This is a genomic window from Williamsia sp. MIQD14 (genome assembly GCF_051025635.1).
GTDB lineage: Bacteria > Actinomycetota > Actinomycetes > Mycobacteriales > Mycobacteriaceae > Williamsia_A.
Genome location: NZ_JBPFDG010000002.1, coordinates 758681 through 779419, shown reverse-complemented (window position 1 = coordinate 779419; position 20739 = coordinate 758681). Strand labels below are relative to the sequence as shown.

Here is a 20739-nt window from a genome sequence, read left to right as displayed (position 1 = left end):
CGCGGGCCGAGCATGTCGACACGTGTGCCAGGTGACCCGCGTTCGCCGAACTGAACTGCGTTCGGCTCTGTAGCGGATCGCGGCCGGGTCACCACACCCCGGTGGGCCGGAACTGCACGCTGATCCTGGGACCGACGCCGGTGACCTTGGGCACCGCGTGTTCCCACGTGCGTTGGCAGCTGCCACCCATGACGAGCAGATCACCCTGCGCGACAACGAACTTGCGCGACGGACCGCCGCCGCGCGGGCGCAACATCAACGGGCGGGGCGAGCCGAGCGACACGATCGCCACCATCGTGTCCTCGGTGCTGCCGCGTCCGATGGTGTCGCCGTGCCAGGCCACACTGTCGGATCCGTTGCGGTACAGACACAGACCGGCGGTCGCGAAACCCTCGGGGAGTTCGGGGCGGTAGTGCGCCGACAGCGCGTCGCGCATCGTCGTGAGCAGTGGGTGGGGGAGTGCGACACCCTCGCCGTATTGGCAGAGGAGTCGGGGAACGTCCACCACGCGGTCGTACATGGCGCGCCGCTCGCCGCGCCACGGCACGTCGTGGGTCAGGCGCTCGTGCAGCTCGGACGCTCCGGCGATCCACCCCGGGGCGATGTCGACCCACGCGCCGTCGGTGAGGGTGCGTCGCACGACGATCGACGCGAGATCGGCGCACGCGGGTTCCTCGGTCGCCTCCTCGAACAGCGAACCCTGCAACCCGGCCGTACCCATGGGCCGAGTCTAGCGAGGATCGAACACGTGTGCGAGCAGATTGCGAGCTCAGTGTCGCAGCGCGCGCAGGCGCTCGGCTCCCTCGACGAGGACCTCGTCGCGCTTGGCGAACGCGAACCGGACCAGGTGCGACCAGTTCTCCCGTCGGTCGACGAACGCGCTGACCGGCACCGCGGCGACACCGATCCGCGCCGGCAGGTCCCGGCACAACTGCTCGCCGTCGGAGTAGCCGAGGGGACGGGGGTCGGCGCAGACGAAGAACGTGCCCTCGGAGCGGTGGACGTCGAAACCCACCTCGCGCAGCGCCGCCGACAGCAGGTCGCGCTTGCCCTCGAGCGCGGCGCACGACGCGCCGACCCAGTCCATCTCGTGGTTCAGCGCATGAGCGATCGCCGGTTGGAAGGGCCCGCTGCCCACGTATGACATGAACTGCTTGGCGGTGCGCGCCGCGGCGACGAGACGCGCGGGGCCCGAGATCCAGCCGACCTTCCAGCCGGTGACGTTGAACGTCTTGGCCGCACTCGACACCCGCAGTGTCCGTTCGGCCATCCCCGGCAACGCGGCGATCGTCGCGTGCGAGCGGCCGTCGAAGACGAGGTGTTCGTAGACCTCGTCGCTGAGCACGATCACGTCGTGGCGGATGCAGGCCTCGGCGATCGCCGCGAGGTCGTCGTGCGACAACACCGTCCCGGTGGGGTTGTGGGGGCTGTTCACGATGACCATAGCGGTGGCGTCGGTGATGGTCGTCGCGAGAGCGTCCCGGTCGAGCACGAACCCGTCACCGTCGGCGACGAGCGGCACGGTGGACCGGAACGCACCGGCCATCGCCGTGGCCGCGGCGTAGGCGTCGTAGAACGGTTCGATGAGCACCACCTCATGGCCCGGCTCCACCAGGCCGACGACCGCCGCGGCGATCGCCTCGGTGGCACCGACGGTGATCAGGATCTCGGCGTCGGGGTCGTAGTCGATTCCGAGACGGCGTGATTGGTGGTCGGCGACCGCCTGACGCAGCGCGGGGATACCGGGGCCGGGCGGGTATTGGTTCTGGCCGTCGGCGATGGCTGCACGCGCGGCGTCGAGCATGGACTGCGGGCCGTCGGTGTCGGGGAAACCCTGACCGAGGTTGATGGCGTCGTGCTCGACGGCCAGCTGCGACATCTCGGCGAAGATCGTGGTCGCGAACGGCGCCAGGCGGGCAACGGTGGTCATGTCCTCCAGGCTGTCACACCCCACACGGGGTGCCCGTCGATGGCAGTAGTGTCGTCCACAGGCCCGATGCGGTGCGTGCACCCGAGGAAGCGGAGAGAGAGTGATGACCGGTCCCGAGGACTCGACGCCGCCCGGATGGACCCCGGCCGACGGAGGTCCGCCGGTCCCGCCGCCCCCGCAGGATCCGCCCCCGTACTACCCGCCGCCCCAGTACCCGCCCGTCGGCTCCCCGAACCCGCCGCCGCAGATGCCGTACTACCCGCCCCCGGGACAACCCACCCCGTTCCCGGCGGCCCCCGGCCCGTACGGCCCCGGCGTCCCCTCGGCCGCGATGGGCTACGGGATGAACCCGTACGGCACACCGCCGCTGCGACGTTCGCGGCTCAAGTGGGTGCTGCTCGCCGTCGGCGTGATCATCGCGCTGATCGGCGCGATCGTGGTGGCCGCGGCGGTGCTGACGCGCGACAACATCACCCGCATCGACGACGTGTCGGTGGGTAGCTGCATCACCGTGTCCGGCGAGAAGAACGACGCGACACCGAAGAAGTCCTCGTGCGATGCGCAGTCGTTCAGCTTCATCGTCGCGCAGAAGACCGACAGTGAGTTCAGTGTCTGCGGCGATCCCCTCGACGCCCAACTGACCCAGGACGACCGCGGAAAACTCTGCCTGGTCCCGAATCTGCGCACCGGCAAGTGTTATGTCTTCCCGACCGCGAACGGCTCGATCGTCGACTTCGCGGAGATCGACTGTGCTGCGCCCTCTCCCGATGCGGGCACTCTCGCCATCAAGGTGGTCGACCGGATCGAGTCCGCATCGGTGAACGTCTGCACGCAGGGGACGCCGCTGCAGTTCACCCGCCCGACGCCGCTCACCTACTGCGCCTCCCTGCTGACCCCGCAATGACAGGACCCCGTCCGTGACCCACCCCGGCTTCGGGCCACCGCTCGGCCCTCCGTCGCCCTACGGCCTGTACCCCCCTCTGCCGTCGGCCCGACGACGCGCGGTGCCCCCGATCCTCTGGGTCGCGCTGGTCGTCATCCTCGGACTCGTGATCGCCGTGGCGGTGTTCGCGTTCACCGCCATCCACAACCGTGTCGATTCCACCGACGACGTCGCCGTCGGCGACTGTGTCTCGGTGCGCAACGCCGACAACGACGAGGTGAGCGTGCGGCGGGCCAGCTGTGGCCGCGACGAGGTCACCTACTACGTCGCGAGCACGTCGGACCTGTCACGTTCACGGTGTCCCGGCCCGGCGTACGACCAGGTCTCGCTCTCCGGTGACGGATCACTGTGCCTGTCACCGAATCTGCGCGAGGGCAGGTGCTACGAGATCGGTTCGCGGTCGGCATTCGTCGACCGTGCCTGCACCGCGATCGCCCGGGGATCGAACACGATCGTCGAAGTCGCCCGCCGCATGGCCGGTGACATCACACCGCAGTGTCCATCCGGCAGTCGCGCCGTCGGGTTCGCGCTCCCCCGTCCCGTCGGCTACTGCCTCGCACCACCGTCGGGCACACCCACCTGATCGGAGGGGCGGTGTCGGCTCAGCCGATCGCCGGACCGAGCAGGTCGTCGGCGTCGGTGATGCGGTAGGCGTACCCCTGCTCGGCGAGGAACCGCTGGCGGTGCGCGGCGTAGTCGGCGTCGAGGGTGTCGCGGGAGACCACCGAGTAGAAGTGGGCCTGCCCGCCGTCCTTCTTGGGACGCAGCAGCCGGCCGAGGCGCTGCGCCTCCTCCTGTCGGGACCCGAAGGTGCCCGAGACCTGCACGGCGACAGACGCTTCGGGCAGGTCGATGGAGAAGTTGGCCACCTTGCTGACCACCAGCGTGGAGACCTCGCCGCGCCGGAACTGATCGAACAGGATCTCGCGATCCTTGTTCTTCGTGGAGCCCTGGATCACCGGGGCGTCGAGCGCGGCGCCGAGTTCCTCGAGTTGGTCGATGTAGGCGCCGATGATGAGCGTCGGCGAACCCTCGTGGCGGGCGAGGATCGACTTCACCACGTTGACCTTGGTGTGCGCGGTCGAGCAGAGCTTGTACTTCTCCTCCGGCTCGGCCACGGCGTACTGCAGTCGTTCCTCGTCGGTGAGCGTGACCCGGACCTCGATGCAGTCGGCGGGGGCGATCCAGCCCTGCGCCTCGATGTCCTTCCACGGTGCGTCATAGCGTTTCGGGCCGATGAGGCTGAACACGTCGCCCTCGCGGCCGTCCTCGCGGACCAGGGTCGCGGTGAGGCCGAGGCGACGCCGCGACTGCAGATCGGCGGTCATCCGGAACACCGGTGCCGGCAGCAGGTGCACCTCGTCGTAGATGATGAGGCCCCAGTCGCGGGAGTCGAAGAGCTCGAGGTTGCGGTACTCGCCCTTCGACCGGCGGGTCATCACCTGGTAGGTCGCGATGGTGACCGGACGGATCTCCTTGCGCTCACCGGAGTACTCGCCGATCTCCTCCTCGGTCAGCGACGTGCGGGCGATCAGTTCACGCTTCCACTGCCGACCCGCGACGGTGTTCGTCACCAGGATCAGGGTCGTGGCACCGGCTTTGGCCATCGCCGCGGCGCCGACCATCGTCTTGCCCGCGCCACAGGGCAGCACCACGACGCCCGAGCCGCCGGCCCAGAACGAATCGGCGGCCATCTGCTGGTAATCGCGCAACTCCCAATCGGTCTCGGCGAGCTCGATGGGGTGCGCCTCACCGTCGACGTACCCGGCGAGATCTTCTGCGGGCCAGCCGATCTTGAGGAGCAGCTGCTTGATGTGGCCGCGCTCGGAGGGGTGCACCACGACGGTGTCGTCGTCGAGACGCGCGCCGAGCATCGGGGCGATCTTCTTGTGGCGCATGACCTCTTCGAGCACGGCGCGGTCGAGGCTGACCAGCGTGAGACCGTGCACCGGACTCTTCACCAGTTGCAGACGGCCGAACCGCCCCATCGTGTCGACGATGTCCATCAGCAGCGGCTGGGGCACCGCGTACCGCGAGTAGCTCACGAGGGCGTCGACGACCTGCTCGGCGTCGTGTCCCGCGGCGCGTGCGTTCCACAGCGCGAGCGGGGTGATGCGGTAGGTGTGGACGTGCTCGGGGGCGCGTTCGAGCTCGGCGAACGGCGCGATCGCGCCACGCGCGGCGGGCGCGTCGGGATGGTCGACCTCGAGGAGCAGGGTCTTGTCGGACTGGACGATCAAAGGGCCTTCGGTCACCGATCCATTGTCCACGGTTTTCGCAGACCGTGTCGCGGCCCTCGACGGGCGGTCGCGTGCGGCTACGAGCCCTCGAGGAGCTCCACCGAGGTGATGCGGTGCAGCGCGTAGCGCTCGTCGGCACCGTCGGCGTCGTTCACGACCAGTTGACCTGCACCGACGAGCTTCGGGACCACCACGTGCTTGCTCGCCGAACCGTGGGCGTCGACATAGCCGATCCGCACCTCGCGACCCACGCGCATCGCCAGTTGCAGCAGCGCCGTCGCCGGTTCGCCGCCGCCGGCGCGGACCGCGGACGCCGAGTGCGCGGGCACCGCCGAGACGGCGGTGTCCTGCATCCGCATGCGGGTGACCACCGTCGCCAACTGCTCGGCGTTCGGGGCGGGTGGCCTGCGCGCCGAGCGCCGCTGGTTGCGCTGGATCGGCACACGCGCCCCGCGCTCGCGGAGATCGACCAGGTCGCCGGCACTGTCCTCGCCCGCGGGAGCGAAGCCCGCCGCGCGCAGTTCGTCGAGCACCTGCCGCAGCGGAGCCTGCGACACCGCGACGGTGGGCGCGAGAGCCCGCAGCGCCAACGCCTCGGTGACCGGTGACGACAGCACCGCCGCCAACGTCGTCGCGTCCTCGCATCGGATGAACGACGACGCGACCCCGACGCGCAGCTGGCCGTGGCGCCGGGCGACGTCGTCGACGAGGTACTCCAACGACTGCGGCACCGGTGTCTTCGAGTGCGCGGTGAAGAAGCCCATCAGCTCGGTGCCGGTGCGCCCGGTGTCGAGGGCGCGGCGCACCGAGGTGTCGGTCACGCGGAACACCGAAGCGGCGCCGCCGGATTCGAGGTCGGCGACGAGCGCGAGCTCGGCCGCGAGCTCGGCGGTCAGCGGTCCGGGCGCGGTCACGGTCAGATCGGCCTGGGTGAGGAAGAAGTCGATCGGATCGGGCAACGCCTTCGCCATCGCGGCCACCACAGGCTTGTCGACATCGACTGCGGTGACGTCGCGCTCGGCCATCGTGAGCAGCGCCCGACCCGACGCCGTCAGTGCCCCGTGCGCGACGAGACCCAGTGCGCGTGCCTCGTCGAGCGTCGCGTCGACGAGGCGGCGGGACAGCCGTCGTTGCCACCGGGGGTGTCGCCAGGCGATGAGGGCCATCAGCGCATCGACGTCGATCGACTTGCCGGGTGCGCCGGCGGCCAACGCGGTCAACACCATTCGCCGTTCGACGACCGCCGACACGTCGTAGAGATCGCCGGCGAGCGAGGGGATCGGTGCGCCTTCGGTGCTGGCCTCGCCGATCTGCCATGGGCGTCGGGGCAGCGTCAGCCAGGCGTCGGCGATCGCGAACCAGCGTCGCTCGGGCGGCTGGTGCAGCCACGGATCGGCCGACACCGTCGGCGCCCAGGCCGGTTCACCGCTCTCCAGAGGCGGGTCGGGGAACCCGCTGTCGATGAAGCGGGCACCGGCGAGCAACTCCACCACGAAACCCTGTCGCGTCGAGTCGATCCCGGTGGTCTTGCAGAGCTTTCGCAGTTCGCGGACACCGAGGCCGCCCGCCCGCAGCACCAGCGCCGGGGTGGCGCCGAGCGCGGCGACGGTGTCGGTGAGGTGGCGCAGCAGTTCCAGGGCCTCGCCGCCGGCGGCCGCCTCGACGTCGGCGACGGTGAACTTCCGTGCCCCGGTCACCGGCACCAGGGGCGGCTCGCGGAGATCGTGTGGCTCACCGGGTTTCTCGCCGCGCAGCACCTGGCCGAGGACGGGCGGCAGCTCCACGGTCTGATCGTCGACACGGGCCAGCAGACCCAGCGACACCAGTCGCGGGACGGGCCGCTGCGGATCGGCGTCGGGCGCGGCGTCCCGGGTGCGGCCCAGCGGTGAGCCGGTCGCCAGGGTGTCGAGGAGTTCGCGCTCGCGCTCGCTCACCGACGACAGTGTGTCGGCGATCTCGGCGAGCGTCAGATCGGCGAGCGGCCCGGTGAGGTGCATCGCCCTGGTGGGCAGGAGCGCGGGGGTGTGTGCGCCGGTCATCAATTCGGTGTCGGGGCCCCACACCAGCGCACGGGTGCGCAGCAGGTCGAGTCGCGCGACGATGTCGTCCTTCTCGGCCCGTCCGTCGAGTGCGGCGACCACCGCGTCGACCGAGGTGGGGACACCGATGCGTCGGCGGTCGGTGTCGGTGCCGAGGCGGATGGTCTGTTCGGCGACGGCCACCGACAGCAGGTCGAGGTCATCGGCCGCGAGGTTGATCGAGGGTCCTGCGAGCGCTCGCTGGGCGAGCACCGCGGTGCCCGCGGGCGGGGGACTGGCGAGGTCGGGCCGGGCAGCCATCAGGGCGACGAGCTGCTCGTCGGTACGGGCACCGAGGTCGGCCGCGAGCCCGCCGGGACCTGCGGCATCGATCGAGCCGTCGCGTCGATCCCCAGAACTCATCCCACCGATGATAGGGACCGCGCTCATGGCAGAATGATCGCCGTGGCTGAAAAGAAGAGATACGTCGACAACGGCTGGCCCCAGTCGGACGAGGGTGATCACGAGCACGCCGTGTCGGAGTTCGCCGCCAGCATCTCCGGCGCGCTCTCGCCTTTCGGCGACGTCGAGTTCCCGCTGCCGGTCGATCAGCTCCCGTACACGCACGCCAAGACCACACCCAACCGCTGATCAGTGTCTGATCCGCGGTCGCCGGGTGACGAGCTCCCCGGCGATCCCGGCGCCGGTGGCCTGTCCCACATCGATGCGACCGGCGCCGCGCGCATGGTCGATGTCGGAGGCAAGTCGGTCAGTGACCGTGTCGCCGTCGCCGGTGGGACGTTTCGCACCACCGCCCAGGTGATCGACGCCCTGTCCGACGGAGCGCTCGCCAAGGGCGACGCACTCGCGACCGCCCGCATCGCGGCGATCATGGGCGCCAAGAGAACTCCCGACCTCATCCCGCTGTGCCATCAGGTGGCGCTGTCGTCGGTGACGGTCGACTTCGCGATCGCGCCCGAGAGCATCGACGTCACCGCCACCGCTGCCACCTCCGACCGGACCGGCGTCGAGATGGAGGCCCTGACCGCGGTTGCGGTCGCGGGGCTCACTCTGCACGACATGGTCAAGGCGCTCGATCCGTGGGCGAGCATGACCGACATCCGTCTGCTCACCAAGTCCGGCGGCAAACGCGGCATCTGGACCCGATGACCACCCACACCGCGCGCGTCGTCGTCTCCTCGAGTCGGGCTGCGGCCGGTGTCTACGCCGACCGCACCGGGCCCGTGATCGCGGAGTGGCTCGCCGCACGCCTGATCGAGGTCGACGACGTCGTCGTGGTCGCCGACGGGGACGACGTCGGTGTCGCGCTCCGCGCCGCCGTCGACGCGCAGATGTCACTCGTGATCACGACCGGGGGTACCGGGCTGCACCCGACCGACGTGACACCCGAACAGACCCGCGCCGTCCTCGACCGCGAGATCCCGGGGCTCGCCGACGCCGTGCGCGCCGCCGGTGTCGACAAGGTGCCCACAGCGATCCTCTCGCGTGGCACCGCGGGCATCGCCGGCTCGACGCTGATCGTCAACCTCCCCGGCTCGACGGGCGGCGTGAAGGACGGACTCGCGGTGCTCGAGCCGGTGCTGGCCCACGCTCTCGATCAGATCCGCGGCGGCGACCACTGATGGCCGCGGTCGTCGCACGCGCTGTCGTGACCGATGCGCCCATCGACCTCGCCGACCACGAGCGTGCCGTGGAGGCCGCCGCCGACGGTGCCGCGGGTGCCGTCGTCGGGTTCGTCGGCGCGGTCCGCAACCACGACGGGGGTCGCGATGTGCGCGCACTGCACTACTCGGCGCACCCCACCGCCGGCGACGTGGTCGCCCAGGTCGTCGCGAAGGTCGCCGCGGAATCCGACGGGGTGCGCGCCATCGCGGTGTCGCATCGTGTCGGTGACCTCGTGATCGGTGACGCCGCGCTCGTCGTCGCCGTCGCGGCGGATCACCGTCGTGCCGCGTTCGACACCTGCGCGCGCCTCGTCGACGACGTCAAAGAGGCTCTACCGGTCTGGAAGCACCAGATCTTCGCCGACGGCACCGACGAGTGGGTCGGCTCGGCCTGAGCACACGCTCGAGGATTGGACTCGAGTAATGGAAAAGGGCCCCGCACGGACCTGATGGTCACGTGCGGGGCCCTTCGACTGCGAGCCGTCTAGGAGATCACGGCAGGGGGAGAAGTCCCTTGTTCTGGTTGAACAGAGCGATCTGTCCGGCGTCGAGCTGGAAGCCGCTGCGCTTGGCCTGCTCCCAGAACGCGGCGATCGCCGGGTTCACGCCGGGCTTGGCGACGGCCTCGTCGACCTGCTTCTTGACATCGGCCGTGGACTTGGCCGGACCGGCCTCGTCGAGCGACTTGACGGGGGCCGAGGCCTTGCCGTTGAAGTCGGGTGCCTTGAACTCGGGGAGCTTCGGCACGTCGGTCGGCGCCGAGCGCGGGGTCGGCGCACCGAGGCCGGTGCCGCAGACGGGCCATGCGCCCTTGCCCTGGCCGGCGAGCACGCGCTCGGCGACGGCGATCTGCTGCTCCTTGGTGGCCTGGTTGGCCGAGGGTGCGTACTGGGTGCCGCCGTGGCCGGCCCAGGTGCTCTGGCTGAACTGCAGCCCGCCCTGGTAGCCGTTGCCGGTGTTGATTCCCCAGTTGCCGCCCGACTCACACTGCGCGACCTGGTTCCACTCGGAATCGGTGGCGGCCGAGGCGTTGCCGACTCCCATGAGGAGGGTGGCGCCACCGCCGAGAACGGCGGAGGTCACGGCCACGCGGGCAACGGTACGGGTGGCGGATGACTGCTTGCGATGACGTCCGGACATAGAGCTGTTCGTTCCTCTCTCCACGCGCCGACGAAGTGAGCTGTCGGGTTCGGGCTGAGAGGTTGCCCGGCTCCGCGGTGCGGAGCTTCACCCCGAGGGACTCGTCGTGGTCGACGAGCTCCGTTTCCGATGCCGGCGTCCGAAGACGGTCGGTGTCGGAGGTTGGGTCCCCCGCCCTCGTTCCTGAAGTGTGTCTCTGGTGGCTCTGTCCACGGAACGAGGTTTGGCGCGGCAGACAGAACGTGTTGTTTCGGGTGTGGCCACAGGTGCAGCCGAACGAGACGCTACGTGTTCGTCTCAGGTGTGTCATACCTTCGCATGACGAACGAGTCCAGGTGTCGCATCGCGTCTCGGGCGTGTTTCGGTTGTCCTCGCAGGCCACAGCGCTGATAGCCGGTCCGTGTCCGATCCGTTATCGCCTCGTGATGTGAACAAGGTCACAGCGCAGATCGGGCATGGATTCGGGCGGGTGGGAATGCTTCCGCGTGAGCCCGAAAAGTGGTCGCGCAGTCGGGATCTCACAGATACGCAGTTGTGACCTCAGCCACCGGCGAACGGTGGTAGAACCTCGATGACAGCGCACGGGGCGACCGACATCGCACGATCGCGGACGGCGACGGAGTCACGCAGGTACGTGCATCGGCGCAGGACCTGCGCCAACGCCGGGTTGTCGCGCCCCAGCGCCGACTCGAGGTCACCCACCGTCGCCGACGAGCCGATCTCCACCGTTCGCTCGTCGTGGCCGGCGGCCGCGCGTGCGGCCGCGAAGAAACGCACCTGCACCACCACGGTGTCGTTGTCGACGCTCATCCGCCGATCGCAGACATCGGTCGGGTGGGCTGGAGGAAGCCCGGGTCGTTGATGGCGTGTCCGGGGAGCTTGCCCCAGGTCGCGCCGCGCCACGCCTGTGCGATCGCGGCGTCGTCGGCGCCCGTGCGCAGCAGTGCGCGCAGGTCGGTCTCGGTGGTCGAGAACAGGCAGGTGCGCAGCTGTCCGTCGGCGGTGAGGCGCGTGCGGTCGCAGTCGCCGCAGAACGGGCGGGTGACCGAGGCGATGATCCCGACCCGCGCGGGCACGACGGTGCCGTCGGCGTGCGTGACGTGATGGCCGTCGACGATCCACGTCTGTGCCGGAGCCGATCCACGCGGTGCGGTGTCGGCGATCAGGTCGTAGTCGCGGGAGAGTCGTTCGACCACCTGATCGGCGGTGATCATGGCCGTCCGCGACCACTGGTGCTCGGCGTCGAGCGGCATCTGCTCGATGATCCGCAACGAGAAGCCGTTCTCCAAGCACATCGCGAGCAGCGCCGGAGCGTCGTCGAGCCCGCCGTCGGGATGCAGCACCGCGTTCACCTTCACCGGGGTCAGGCCTGCCTCGGCGGCCGCGGCGAGCCCGTCGAGCACGTCGGCGATGCGGTCGCGTCGGGTGATGGCCGCGAAGCGTTCGCGGTCGAGGGTGTCGAGGGAGACGTTGACCCGGCTCAATCCCGCGGCGGCCAGCGCCCGCGCGTGGAGGCGCAGTCCCAGTCCGTTGGTGGTCACCGACGTCTCGGGATGGCCGGGCAGCGCCGAGACCGCCTCGACGATGCGGGGGAGATCCTTGCGCAGCAGCGGCTCGCCACCGGTGAACCGCACCGCCTCGATGCCCAGTTCGGTCACGCCGACGGTGATCAGGCGGATGATCTCGTCGGTCGAGAGCACGGCGTCGCCGGGCAACCAGTCGAGTCCTTCGGCCGGCATGCAGTAGGTACAGCGCAGGTTGCAGCGATCGGTCAGCGAGACACGCAGGTCGCGGGCGGCGCGACCGAACGTGTCGACCATCGGGCCCTCGGTGGGCATGCCCTCGGTGTCGACCCCCGTGCCCGACATCGCGGCGCCCGACGACATCGATGCGCCGGGAACGGCGAGCGGGATGCCCAGGGCGATGGCTGTCATGAGACCAGCGTAGCCAGCTGCGACAGCAGGCGGCGATGACGCGGACGACCGAGGGGGCCGCTACGGGTCAGGCGCGGGCCTCGAGCGCCCGGAACGTGCTCGCGTGGAACACCAGCGGCTCGATGTCGGGGTCGGCGTCGAGCGCGGTGATCTCGAGCAGCACCAGGTCGTGGTCGCCGGCCGGGATCTCGGTGTGGATGGTGCACGAGAGGATCGCGGCGGCATCGGGCACGAACAGTGCGCCGGTGTCGGTCACCGCGGGCGTGACGCCGTCGAAGCGGTGATCGGCCGCACCGGCGAGCTGACGGCACAGCGCATCCTGACCCGCGGAGAACACGCTGACCCCGATCGACGGCGCGTCGCGCAGTTTCGGCCACGTGGTCGACGTGTGTTGCACGCACAGCGACACGAGCGGCGGGTCGAGGGACACTGTCGCGAACGAACTCGCGGCCATGCCCACCGCGTTACCGTCGATCTCGGCGCACACCGCGACGACCCCGGACGGGAAACAGCTGTAGGCCTTGCGCAGGGCGTCGCCGTCGGCGGCGGGGCGCAGGTCGGTCGCGGTCACGGTCATCGGTGTCCCCCCTGTGGTGTCCCTGCCATCCAAGTCCCGCTGATCCAACTCCCGCTGATCCGAGTCCCCCTCATCGGTGTCCCCGTCATCGGTGTCGCCGTCCCGATCGCAGGGCGAAGACGAGCGCGAGCACGAAGCCGATGGGCAGGCCAAGGGTGCACAGATACACCAGGGCGGGCGCGCGCGTGCCGTCGTCGAGCGCGGGGACGGCGAACATCGTCGCGGTGGCCACGATGCCGATCGCAAAGAAGATCAGCGCTGCGTAGAGCAGTCGGTTCCCGGAAGCCGGTGGCATACCCACGACGGTAGAGCAGCGCGCCGGTAGGGCGCGCATCGGCGCCCGCCGTCGACGGTGATGGAGTCCGTGCGGGCAAATCACTCGACGACGAGGGCATAGAATGGTGGAGTAGCGCGTCGGTGAGTGGGACTGATGTCTCCACCTCGATGCGCTTTCGTCGTGCCAGGGGATTCCCGGGCCGACGACTCGAGACCTACGACGATGTGAAGGTGAGCACGGTGCCTACCGGCAAGGTGAAGTGGTACGACGCGGAGAAGGGCTTCGGCTTCCTGTCCCAGGAGGGCGGGGAGGACGTCTACGTGCGGTCGAGTGCGTTGCCCTCGGGTGTCGAGGGGCTCAAACCCGGCCAGAAGGTCGAGTTCGGCATGGCCGCCGGGCGTCGTGGTCCGCAGGCGTTGTCGGTGACCGTGCTCGAACCGGCCCCCAGCGTCGCGAAGAACGCCCGCGAGGCCGCCGCCGCACGTGAGCCGGCCGCCAAGCGTCACTCACCCGACGAACTCCACGGCATGGTCGCCGACCTCATCACCCTCCTGGAGGGCAAGGTGCAGCCCGATCTCCGCCACGGTCGCTACCCCGATCGCAAGACCGCACAGCGCATCTCCGAGGTCGTCCGCGCCGTTGCCCGGGAGCTCGAGCACTAGCCTCTGACGCCGTTCGCACCCTGTCGCTTCGTTCGCATGCCGCTCGACGCTTGCGAATGACGCGCATCCGTGCGAACGAGCGGCCAACGCATGGGACTAGCCGCTACCGGTGAAGTTCACGATCGCGACGGGGCCCTCGGGTGTCGGTGTGTTCGGCGGCAGGGTCTTCAGCGACCAGAAGCCGCGCGTGATGGGTGCGCCGCCGGCGTCGGTGCGACCCGACGGCAGGCGCACCTCGACATTCGACACGATCTTGTCCTTCGTCGACGACACGGTGAACGTGAACCGCTCGTTGGGTGCGTAGAACACCGGCGGCTCCTGCTCGAACCCCTTCGGCGTCAGGTACTCGACGGTCAGCGCCCAGGGGGCGTCGGCGATACCCTGCGACACCGAGATGATGGCCTGCTCGCCGACCGGGACGGGCAGCTCGCGGGCGAAGGTGCCCTCTTTCCCCTTGCGGCAGTTCGACAGATCGATGTCGCAGAGGATCGTCGGCTCGACCTTCACGAGTGTCTTGCCCGTGGTGGCCTGCAGGTAGGGCGCCTCTTCCTCGGAGCCGGAGGTGAGCGCGAACACGCCGCCCGCGACCACCGCCACGAAGACGACACCGATGATCGCGATGATGGCGAAGAACTTCTTCTCGCCGGAGCTCAGTCTGAACACGAGGCTCTACTGTCCGTTCTTCTCATGTGACTCGACGCGGACGCGACGGGTGGCCAGGCGGTCGAGGTCGATGGCACCGGTGGGTTGGGTCTGGGCCGGTCGGCGTCCACCGAACCCGGGGACCAGCGTGGCGCCGCGGTAGGTGAAGAACGTCTGCGACATGCCCAGCGCCAGCAGCACCGACACCACCGTGAAACCGATCCACAACGTCGAGGGCAGCAGCACGCCGAGCGCCGCGCCGATCACCCAGCACAACTGCAGCACCGATTCGGATCGGCCGAACGCCGAGGCGCGCGACTCGTCGGGAAGGTCGTCCTGGATCGAGGAGTCGAGACACACCTTGCCGATGGCACTCGTCCCCGACGCGACGAGTGCGGCGAGTGCGGCGAACAGGATCGAGCCGAACACCGCGGCCAGCACCGCGGCGGCGAGGCTCGCGCCGGTCACCGCGACCACGATCTTCTGCGGGTTCCGCAGCTCGAGTCGGGTACCGGTCGCGTTGCCGACGAAGTTGCCGACACCCGCGGCCGCGCCGACCGCACCGAGCAGCGCCAACTGCATCCACCCGGTGTGCGAGTTCTGGTTCGACTTCGCCCAGAACGCGATGTAGAGGGTGAGAAAGCCGGTCAGGATGCGGATGGTGCCGTTGCCCCACAGGCCGGTGAGAACGTTGCGTCCCAACGGCTGTCGCATCTTGGCGGCCAGTGCCGCGGGGGTGAAGCTGCGTTCCTTGGCGCCCGAGGGTGCCGGCGGTTCACCGTGGTAGGCCAGCGTCGCGGGGATCTCGCCCGCGGTCACCTCCACCCACGCCGGGATGCGCATGCAGAACACCGCGCCGGCGATGGCCAGCAACGCCAGACACACCATCGCGCCGGGCAGGTGCAGGGGCAGCACCTGGCCGAGCATGGTCTCGAACAGTGCCGCCGTGGCGCCGCCGATGACCGTGCCGACGACCAGACCCCACGTGGTGAGACGGGAGTTCACGCGCACCAGGTCGATGCTCGGCGGCAACACACGCGGCGTGACCGCCGATTTCAGCACGCCGAACGACTTCGACAGCACCAGCAGACCCAACGCGCAGGGGTAGAGCACCCACGGGTCGTAGGTCAGCTGGTCCTTCACCGGATCCCATCCGGCGTTGGTCATGATCAGCAGCGCCAACAGCACGCGGATCCCGAAGGTGGTGGCCATGGCGATGCGGCGCCCGCGCTGGAGTTTGTCGAGCGCCGGACCGATGAGCGGTGCGATGAGTGCGAACGGCGCGATGGTCAGCGCGAGGTAGAGCGCCACCTTGCCCTTCGACTCCGCACTCGCCGCGGCGAAGAAGAGGGTGTTGGCGAGAGCGACGGTCATCGCAGCGTCGACGGCGTTGTTCAGGATGACCGGGAACGTCAGAGCGGTGAGGCCCGATCGGTCGGCGCCGTCGGCGGTGGCCGCGCGATGGAGTTTGTCGATGCCCTTCGAGGTCAGTTCGCGACCACGCAGGGCGGCGACCCGGGTGACGGTGAGTTTGCGCGGCATCGAGCGCGCACTGTCGCGCGTGGTGCCGCGTTCGGCTGCGGGCTTTTGATCCCGCTCGGAGCGATCGTCGAGGGGGTCGAGGTGCGGGTTGTGCGTCGGCGGTGGACGGTAGGCAGATGCTCGGGGCGGGACCGTCGACCGCGGCGGGGTCGGCACACGGCGACGTCCGTCGACGGGATAGTTCGCGGCGCCGGGATGTTCGCCGGCGGGCCGGTCGGTGGGTCCCACGAAGCGGTCGGTGGGAGCCGCGGGATCGGCCTGCGGACGTCGCACACGCGGACGCACTCCACGACGCTCTCCGGGCCGGTTCACCGTGCCGATTCTTCCCTATCGCTCCGATCGCGACCAACCCGCAACGCTGGTGTCGGCGCACGATGCGGCAGAATAGTGGTGTGGATACTGCTTTCGAGGACTCGCCGACCGACCGGTCGACACCGACTGCCGATCTCGAGGCGCGTCTGATCGCCGCCGTCGACATCGCGCGCGAGGCCGTGGAGGCCTCCGGTGAGGGCGCCGTCGGCGAGCACATCGAGGCCGTCGTCGAGGGCGACTGCACGGTGTCGCACTACTTCACCGCCGATATCACCGGTTACCGCGGCTGGGTCTGGTGCTCGGTGCTCGCGACCTGTCCTCCCGCCGAACCCGGCGACGACATCGACATCACCGTCAGCGAGATCGCCCTGCTGCCCGGTGCCGACGCGCTGACCGCGCCGCAGTGGGTGCCGTGGGCGGAGCGGATCGCCCCCGGCGATCTCGGGCCCGGCGACGTCCTCGCCGCACCGGCCGACGACCCGCGCCTCGTCCCCAACCACATCGACTCCGATTCGCTCCTGTCGGAGTCCGACCTCGACGAGGTCTCCGACGTCATGCTCGAACTCGGGCTCGGCCGTACCCGCGTGCTGTCCCGGGAGGGCCGCGACGACGCGGCGACGCGCTGGTTCGAGGGACCGCACGGTCCCGACAGCGACATGGCCGGAGCCAGCAAACTCCACTGCGGAAGCTGCGGTTTCTACCTCCCGGTCGCCGGCGCACTGCGCGTCGCGTTCGGTGTCTGTGCCAACCAGTACGCCGCCGACGGCACCGTCGTCTCGGCCGAATACGGCTGCGGCGCGCACTCCGACGCGGTCGCCCCCTCGGGCGAGGGGTCGCCCGCGTACGACGCCTACGACGACGGCGCCATCGAGATCGTCCCCGCCGCACCCGCCGAGACCGTCGAGCCTGCTCCCGCCGCCGAGCCTGCTCCCGTTGGCGCCGCGCCCGAGGCCGCCGCCGAAGCCGAGGTCGTCGCTGACGATGCACCGACCGAGGCAGAGGTCGCGCCCGTGGCCGACGAATCCGTCGCCACCGACAGCTGATCCGTCCCCTGCCGGCGATGACCACCGTCGTTGTGCCGGAACCCGATCCGTTCGACACCGCGTCGATCCGGTCGTCGACGCTGCGGTCGTGGGAGTCGTCGGTCACCCGGCTCGCCGAGGACGTCGCGGCCGAACGCGAACTCGTCGAGTTCGGCTACCGCGACCGACTGCTGACCGAACTCGCGGCCAACGCCGCCGACGCCGCCGACGCCGCCCACGACACGGGCGGCGGTGCCCTCGCGGTGTGGCTCGAACCCTCCGACGTCCTGCACGTCGCCAACACCGGTGCGCCGTTGCACGCCGAGGGTGTGCGCTCGCTGTCCGCGTTGCGCGTGTCGGCGAAGAAGGCCGCGTCGGTATCGGATACGGGGTCAGCGCAGGTCGGACGCTTCGGCGTGGGTTTCAACGCGGTCGCCTCGGTCGGTGTCGAGGTGTCGGTCCGGTCGCGCACCGGCGGTGTCGTGTTCGGGCTGCGACGCACGCGAGAGGCGTTGGCCGACAGTGACATCGGCGTGGACATCGGCGGGGAGATCGCGACCGCACCCCTGCTGCGATTGCCGTGGCCCGACCCGGTCGCCCCCGCCGACGGATACGACACCGAGGTCGTCGTCACCCTGCGCGACGACGTCGACGGACCGACGCTTCTCGCATCAATGGCCGGTGAGATCTCCACCCTGCTGCTGGAACTGCCTGCGCTGGAGTCGATCACGTGCGGTGACACGATGATGCGACGGACGGGGTCCACGACCGACGACGTCGACACCCTCACCATCGGCGACACGACGTGGACGCAGGTCAGGACCGCGCACGCGCGGTGGCTGATGCCCGGCGCCGCAGATGCGCCCGCACCGCTCGACGCCGACGTCCTGCACGCCCCCACCCGCACCGACCTCGCCCTGACCCTGCCCGCGATGTGCGTCGCCGACGTCGCGGTCACCCCGGATCGGCGCGCGCTCCACCCCGACACCGACATCCGCGTCGCCGCGCACGGCTACCACCGGCTCGCCCTCGCCCTCGACCCCGCGCACCGGTTGGCGGTCCTGCCGTCGGCGGGCTTCCCGGCGAGCGCCACCGACGGCGATCTGCGCGACGCCGTGATCGCCGACCTCACCGACCATCGCTGGTTGCCCACCGCCGACGGCGAGCTGGTCGCCCCGGGTCGTGCCGTCGTGATCGCCGACGCCACAGAACGTCTCACCGTCCTGCTCGCCGAGTTCCTCGACGGTGTCGTGATCGCGGAGCTGTCGGACACGACGTCGCTGCGCCGTCTCGCCGCGGTCGGCGTCACCGAGACGTCCCTGGTCGACGTGTGCGAACGATTGTCGGGCGTGACCCGCCCACCGCAGTGGTGGCGCGATCTCTACGAGGCGATCTCGCCGTTGATCGCCGACGACAGGGTCCGCGGCGAGATCGCGACCATCCCGGTGCCCCGGGCCGACGGCCGCATGTCGATCGGTGCCCGCGGACTGGTGCTGGCCGATCTGCGTGCCAGGACCGACGCCGCGGACGGCGCTGCGCCGCCGTCGATCTCGTGGGTCGCGACCGTGCACCCCGACGCCGAGCACCCGCTGCTCGAACGGCTCGGCGCGCAGCGTCGCTCGGTCGGTGAGCTCCTCGCCGACCCCGCGCTGCGGGCGGCGATCACCGACACCCACGACTCCGACTCGTGGGGAGCCGATGCGGATGATCCGGCCGAGGCGCTGGCGCACGAGGTGCTCGGTCTCGTGGCCGCCGACCCCGACGCCGACATCCCACCCTGGTTGGGGCAGTTGCTGATCCCCACCCAGACCGCCGAGCCCGACGAGGAGCCGCTGCGGCCCGCCGACGAACTCCTCCTGCCGGACAGCCCGATCGCGTCGGTGCTCGTCGCCGATGCGCCGTTCGGTCGTGTCGCCGCCGAGGTCACCGACCGCCACGGTGTCGAGGCGCTGCGGCGGATCGGTGTCGGGTGGGGCTTCACCGTGATCGCCGACGAGTTGCCCACCGGCCCCGACCACGACCTCCCCGACGAGGCGCAGTGGTGGGACCACCTCGATTCCGAGCCGCAACGCCTCGTCGCCGTGCGCGATCTCGATCTCGTCGACCCCGATCGATGGGCACAGGCCCTGTCGCTGCTCGCCACCGATCCGGCGACCGCGGGCACCCTGACCGACCCCGTCGGCTACACCGCCTGGTGGCTGCGGACGTACGCCGAGATCGACGACACGCCGCTGGGATGGTTCCGCGCGCCCGACGACGACACGTTCACCGGTGTGCTCGACCCGTTGGACCATCCGCACGCCGCGCTCCTGGCCGGGGCGCTCGCGGGTGCCGAGGTGACCTCCACCGACCTCGCCGCCGTGGTGCTGCGCCGCCTGGGCGACGCCGATCGGGACATCGCGCCCGGTGTCGCCGCGACAGCCCACGCCGCGCTGGTGCGCGCACATCGCCGCGGCGTGCTCGATCTCGACCGTCTCGATCCGCCGGTGGGGGTGCGCACCCTGGCGGGCACCGTCTCCGACACCGCCGTCGTGATCGACGCACCGTGGATGCTGCAGATCGTCGACCCCGACGACGCGGTGGTGCTGCCGCCGCCGCTGGTGGCCGCCGACGCGACGCGGCTGGCCTCGATCCTCGACATCGCCACCGCGGGTGAGGACCTCGCGGTGACCGTGGCCGAACCCGGTGAGCCCTCGACGTGGGCGCAGAGCGCGGTGGCCTGGGCGTTCGCGCTCACCACCGGCATCGCGGCGCCCGGCGGCGAGGTGCGCCTGCACGACGCGGTACGGCTCGACGTGCGTCACGGCGACGGCATCCGTCACGTCGAGGTCGACTGGTGGGTCGACGACGCCGGCGTCCACCATCTGGGCCAGATCGGTGACACCACCCGGAGGAGAAGGTGACATGCCCTTGACGACACCGGGCGTCGATCACGACATCACGCGGTGGGTCGCCGACCACCGGACGGCGTGGCTCACCGACGTCTTCCGCGTCATCACCACCGTCGGCAACACCGCCGCCATGACGCTGATCGCGGTCGTCGCGGCAATCGTGCTGTGGCGGATCGGTTCCCGGGACCGGGCGCTGACCGTCCTGATCGGGTCGGCCTCGGGATGGCTGCTGATGCAGGCGCTCAAACACCTCATCGCCCGACCGCGCCCCGAACCGCGGTTCCGGGTGATCGCCATCGACACCTTCTCGTTCCCCTCGGGGCACGCCATGATGTCGGCGGTCGTCCTCGGGCTGGTCGGGGTGGCGGCGTGGCAGACCTCGACCCGGGTGCGTGCGCACCCGGCGATCCTCGCGATCGCCCCGGCAGCGTCACTGCTCATCGGTGCGAGCCGCGTCTACCTCGGCGTGCACTGGACCACCGATGTGGTGGCGGGCTGGGTGATCGGGGCGATCTGGGTGGTGCTGGCCGGTGCGCTCGCGCGAGCGCTGCGTGCCCGGCGTCGGACGACGGCGCCGGCCCGCGACGTCAGCTGAGGCCGCGCTGGGCCGCGCGGTCGCCGCGGCGACTCGCACGCCGCTGCACCGTGAAGACGGTCGTCCCGAAGACACCCACAACGAGCCCGATGATCGCGCTCACCAGGGTCGACGTGGACCCGATGCCGGTCGCAGCGATGACGATGGTCGCGACGAGCCATGCGGCCATCCCGACGTAGACGACGTTGTCGGGCGTCATCAGCCACGTCGGGGGTTGGGGGAGGGCCTGCGCATCGCCCGCATCGGTCATATGTGCCAGCGTAGGGTCTGCTCCGGGCAAGGGACAGCCCCACGAGCCACCACACCGCGAGAATTCGACACACCAGGAG

Annotated in this window: 22 protein-coding genes and 1 riboswitch; of the genes, 10 read left to right on the top strand and 12 right to left on the bottom strand. The window is 70.4% G+C overall.

The window, feature by feature from the left end; all coding sequences use genetic code 11:
• Positions 1-88 precede the first annotated feature (88 nt).
• Together ACQ7HM_RS11145 and ACQ7HM_RS11140 are read right to left on the bottom strand one after the other, a co-directional pair.
• Entirely contained in the window at positions 89-721 is a 633-nt protein-coding gene (locus ACQ7HM_RS11145; protein ID WP_434216317.1) for an alpha-ketoglutarate-dependent dioxygenase AlkB, read from the bottom strand.
• Between the two features lie 48 nt (positions 722-769).
• Entirely contained in the window at positions 770-1930 is a 1161-nt protein-coding gene (locus ACQ7HM_RS11140) for a pyridoxal phosphate-dependent aminotransferase (RefSeq protein ID WP_434216316.1), read from the bottom strand.
• A gap of 103 nt (positions 1931-2033) precedes the next feature.
• Here ACQ7HM_RS11140 and ACQ7HM_RS11135 point away from each other — a divergent pair, with 103 nt between their 5' ends.
• Complete coding sequence (locus tag ACQ7HM_RS11135; RefSeq protein ID WP_434216315.1) at positions 2034-2834, top strand: hypothetical protein; 801 nt, start codon at positions 2034-2036, stop codon at positions 2832-2834.
• A 13-nt stretch (positions 2835-2847) separates the two neighbouring features.
• Positions 2848-3456, top strand: coding sequence for an LppU/SCO3897 family protein (locus ACQ7HM_RS11130; RefSeq protein WP_434216314.1), 609 nt, complete (start codon positions 2848-2850; stop codon positions 3454-3456).
• A 19-nt stretch (positions 3457-3475) separates the two neighbouring features.
• Here the strand turns inward: ACQ7HM_RS11130 and ACQ7HM_RS11125 are convergent, their stop codons facing one another.
• Both ACQ7HM_RS11125 and ACQ7HM_RS11120 read right to left on the bottom strand, forming a co-directional pair.
• Entirely contained in the window at positions 3476-5128 is a 1653-nt protein-coding gene (locus ACQ7HM_RS11125; RefSeq protein ID WP_434216313.1) for a DNA repair helicase XPB, read from the bottom strand.
• A 62-nt stretch (positions 5129-5190) separates the two neighbouring features.
• A complete protein-coding gene (locus ACQ7HM_RS11120; protein WP_434216312.1) occupies positions 5191-7554 on the bottom strand; it encodes a helicase-associated domain-containing protein in 2364 nt (787 codons plus the stop codon).
• A gap of 33 nt (positions 7555-7587) precedes the next feature.
• On the opposite strand from ACQ7HM_RS11120, the gene ACQ7HM_RS11115 reads away from it, so the two are divergent.
• From ACQ7HM_RS11115 to ACQ7HM_RS11100, 4 genes are read left to right on the top strand one after another with little or no spacing between them, the layout of a single operon-like run.
• Complete coding sequence (locus ACQ7HM_RS11115; protein ID WP_045824154.1) at positions 7588-7782, top strand: hypothetical protein; 195 nt, start codon at positions 7588-7590, stop codon at positions 7780-7782.
• A gap of 3 nt (positions 7783-7785) precedes the next feature.
• Positions 7786-8301 carry a cyclic pyranopterin monophosphate synthase MoaC gene (moaC, locus tag ACQ7HM_RS11110; RefSeq protein ID WP_434216311.1) on the top strand — a complete coding sequence of 172 codons (516 nt, stop codon included), beginning with the start codon at positions 7786-7788 and terminating at the stop codon, positions 8299-8301.
• Positions 8298-8774 carry a MogA/MoaB family molybdenum cofactor biosynthesis protein gene (locus ACQ7HM_RS11105; protein ID WP_434216310.1) on the top strand — a complete coding sequence of 159 codons (477 nt, stop codon included), beginning with the start codon at positions 8298-8300 and terminating at the stop codon, positions 8772-8774. The genes moaC and ACQ7HM_RS11105 overlap by 4 nt, the downstream gene beginning before the upstream one ends.
• Positions 8774-9211: a molybdenum cofactor biosynthesis protein MoaE gene (locus tag ACQ7HM_RS11100; RefSeq protein ID WP_434216309.1), complete on the top strand. Its 438-nt coding sequence runs from the start codon at positions 8774-8776 to the stop codon at positions 9209-9211. Before ACQ7HM_RS11105 ends, ACQ7HM_RS11100 begins: the two co-directional genes overlap by 1 nt.
• Before the next feature lie 97 nt (positions 9212-9308).
• Here the strand turns inward: ACQ7HM_RS11100 and ACQ7HM_RS11095 are convergent, their stop codons facing one another.
• The 5 genes from ACQ7HM_RS11095 to ACQ7HM_RS11075 all read right to left on the bottom strand — a co-directional run bounded on the left by ACQ7HM_RS11095 (position 9309) and on the right by ACQ7HM_RS11075 (position 12762).
• Positions 9309-9956, bottom strand: a complete 648-nt coding sequence (locus ACQ7HM_RS11095; protein ID WP_434216308.1) for a transglycosylase family protein — start codon at positions 9954-9956, stop codon at positions 9309-9311.
• A 9-nt stretch (positions 9957-9965) separates the two neighbouring features.
• Positions 9966-10104: riboswitch (cyclic di-AMP (ydaO/yuaA leader) on the bottom strand.
• 392 nt (positions 10105-10496) lie between these two features.
• The gene (locus ACQ7HM_RS11090; protein WP_434216411.1) at positions 10497-10745 is read right to left on the bottom strand and encodes a MoaD/ThiS family protein; all 249 of its coding nucleotides are present in this window, start codon (positions 10743-10745) and stop codon (positions 10497-10499) included.
• Between the two features lie 17 nt (positions 10746-10762).
• Positions 10763-11890 carry a GTP 3',8-cyclase MoaA gene (gene moaA / locus ACQ7HM_RS11085; RefSeq protein ID WP_434216307.1) on the bottom strand — a complete coding sequence of 376 codons (1128 nt, stop codon included), beginning with the start codon at positions 11888-11890 and terminating at the stop codon, positions 10763-10765.
• A gap of 67 nt (positions 11891-11957) precedes the next feature.
• Positions 11958-12467: a flavin reductase family protein gene (locus ACQ7HM_RS11080; RefSeq protein WP_434216306.1), complete on the bottom strand. Its 510-nt coding sequence runs from the start codon at positions 12465-12467 to the stop codon at positions 11958-11960.
• A gap of 85 nt (positions 12468-12552) precedes the next feature.
• Positions 12553-12762, bottom strand: coding sequence for a hypothetical protein (locus ACQ7HM_RS11075; RefSeq protein ID WP_434216305.1), 210 nt, complete (start codon positions 12760-12762; stop codon positions 12553-12555).
• Between the two features lie 221 nt (positions 12763-12983).
• Here ACQ7HM_RS11075 and ACQ7HM_RS11070 point away from each other — a divergent pair, with 221 nt between their 5' ends.
• Positions 12984-13406, top strand: coding sequence for a cold-shock protein (locus ACQ7HM_RS11070; RefSeq protein ID WP_045824184.1), 423 nt, complete (start codon positions 12984-12986; stop codon positions 13404-13406).
• A gap of 96 nt (positions 13407-13502) precedes the next feature.
• On the opposite strand, the gene ACQ7HM_RS11065 is transcribed toward ACQ7HM_RS11070, so the two are convergent.
• Together ACQ7HM_RS11065 and ACQ7HM_RS11060 are read right to left on the bottom strand one after the other, a co-directional pair.
• On the bottom strand, positions 13503-14069 hold the full coding sequence (locus ACQ7HM_RS11065; protein WP_434216304.1) for a DUF2771 family protein: 567 nt from the start codon (positions 14067-14069) through the stop codon (positions 13503-13505).
• Positions 14070-14075: 6 nt separating this feature from the next.
• Entirely contained in the window at positions 14076-15863 is a 1788-nt protein-coding gene (locus ACQ7HM_RS11060) for an MFS transporter (protein ID WP_434216303.1), read from the bottom strand.
• 119 nt (positions 15864-15982) lie between these two features.
• On the opposite strand from ACQ7HM_RS11060, the gene ACQ7HM_RS11055 reads away from it, so the two are divergent.
• From ACQ7HM_RS11055 to ACQ7HM_RS11045, 3 genes are read left to right on the top strand one after another with little or no spacing between them, the layout of a single operon-like run.
• Positions 15983-16945, top strand: coding sequence for a DUF3027 domain-containing protein (locus ACQ7HM_RS11055; RefSeq protein ID WP_434216302.1), 963 nt, complete (start codon positions 15983-15985; stop codon positions 16943-16945).
• Positions 16946-16962: 17 nt separating this feature from the next.
• Entirely contained in the window at positions 16963-19827 is a 2865-nt protein-coding gene (locus ACQ7HM_RS11050) for a sacsin N-terminal ATP-binding-like domain-containing protein (RefSeq protein ID WP_434216301.1), read from the top strand.
• 1 nt (position 19828) lies between these two features.
• The gene (locus ACQ7HM_RS11045) at positions 19829-20410 is read left to right on the top strand and encodes a phosphatase PAP2 family protein (protein WP_434216300.1); all 582 of its coding nucleotides are present in this window, start codon (positions 19829-19831) and stop codon (positions 20408-20410) included.
• On the opposite strand, the gene ACQ7HM_RS11040 is transcribed toward ACQ7HM_RS11045, so the two are convergent.
• The gene (locus tag ACQ7HM_RS11040; RefSeq protein WP_434216299.1) at positions 20403-20660 is read right to left on the bottom strand and encodes a DUF2530 domain-containing protein; all 258 of its coding nucleotides are present in this window, start codon (positions 20658-20660) and stop codon (positions 20403-20405) included. The two genes, ACQ7HM_RS11045 and ACQ7HM_RS11040, sit on opposite strands and share 8 nt — an antisense overlap.
• Positions 20661-20739 lie beyond the last annotated feature (79 nt).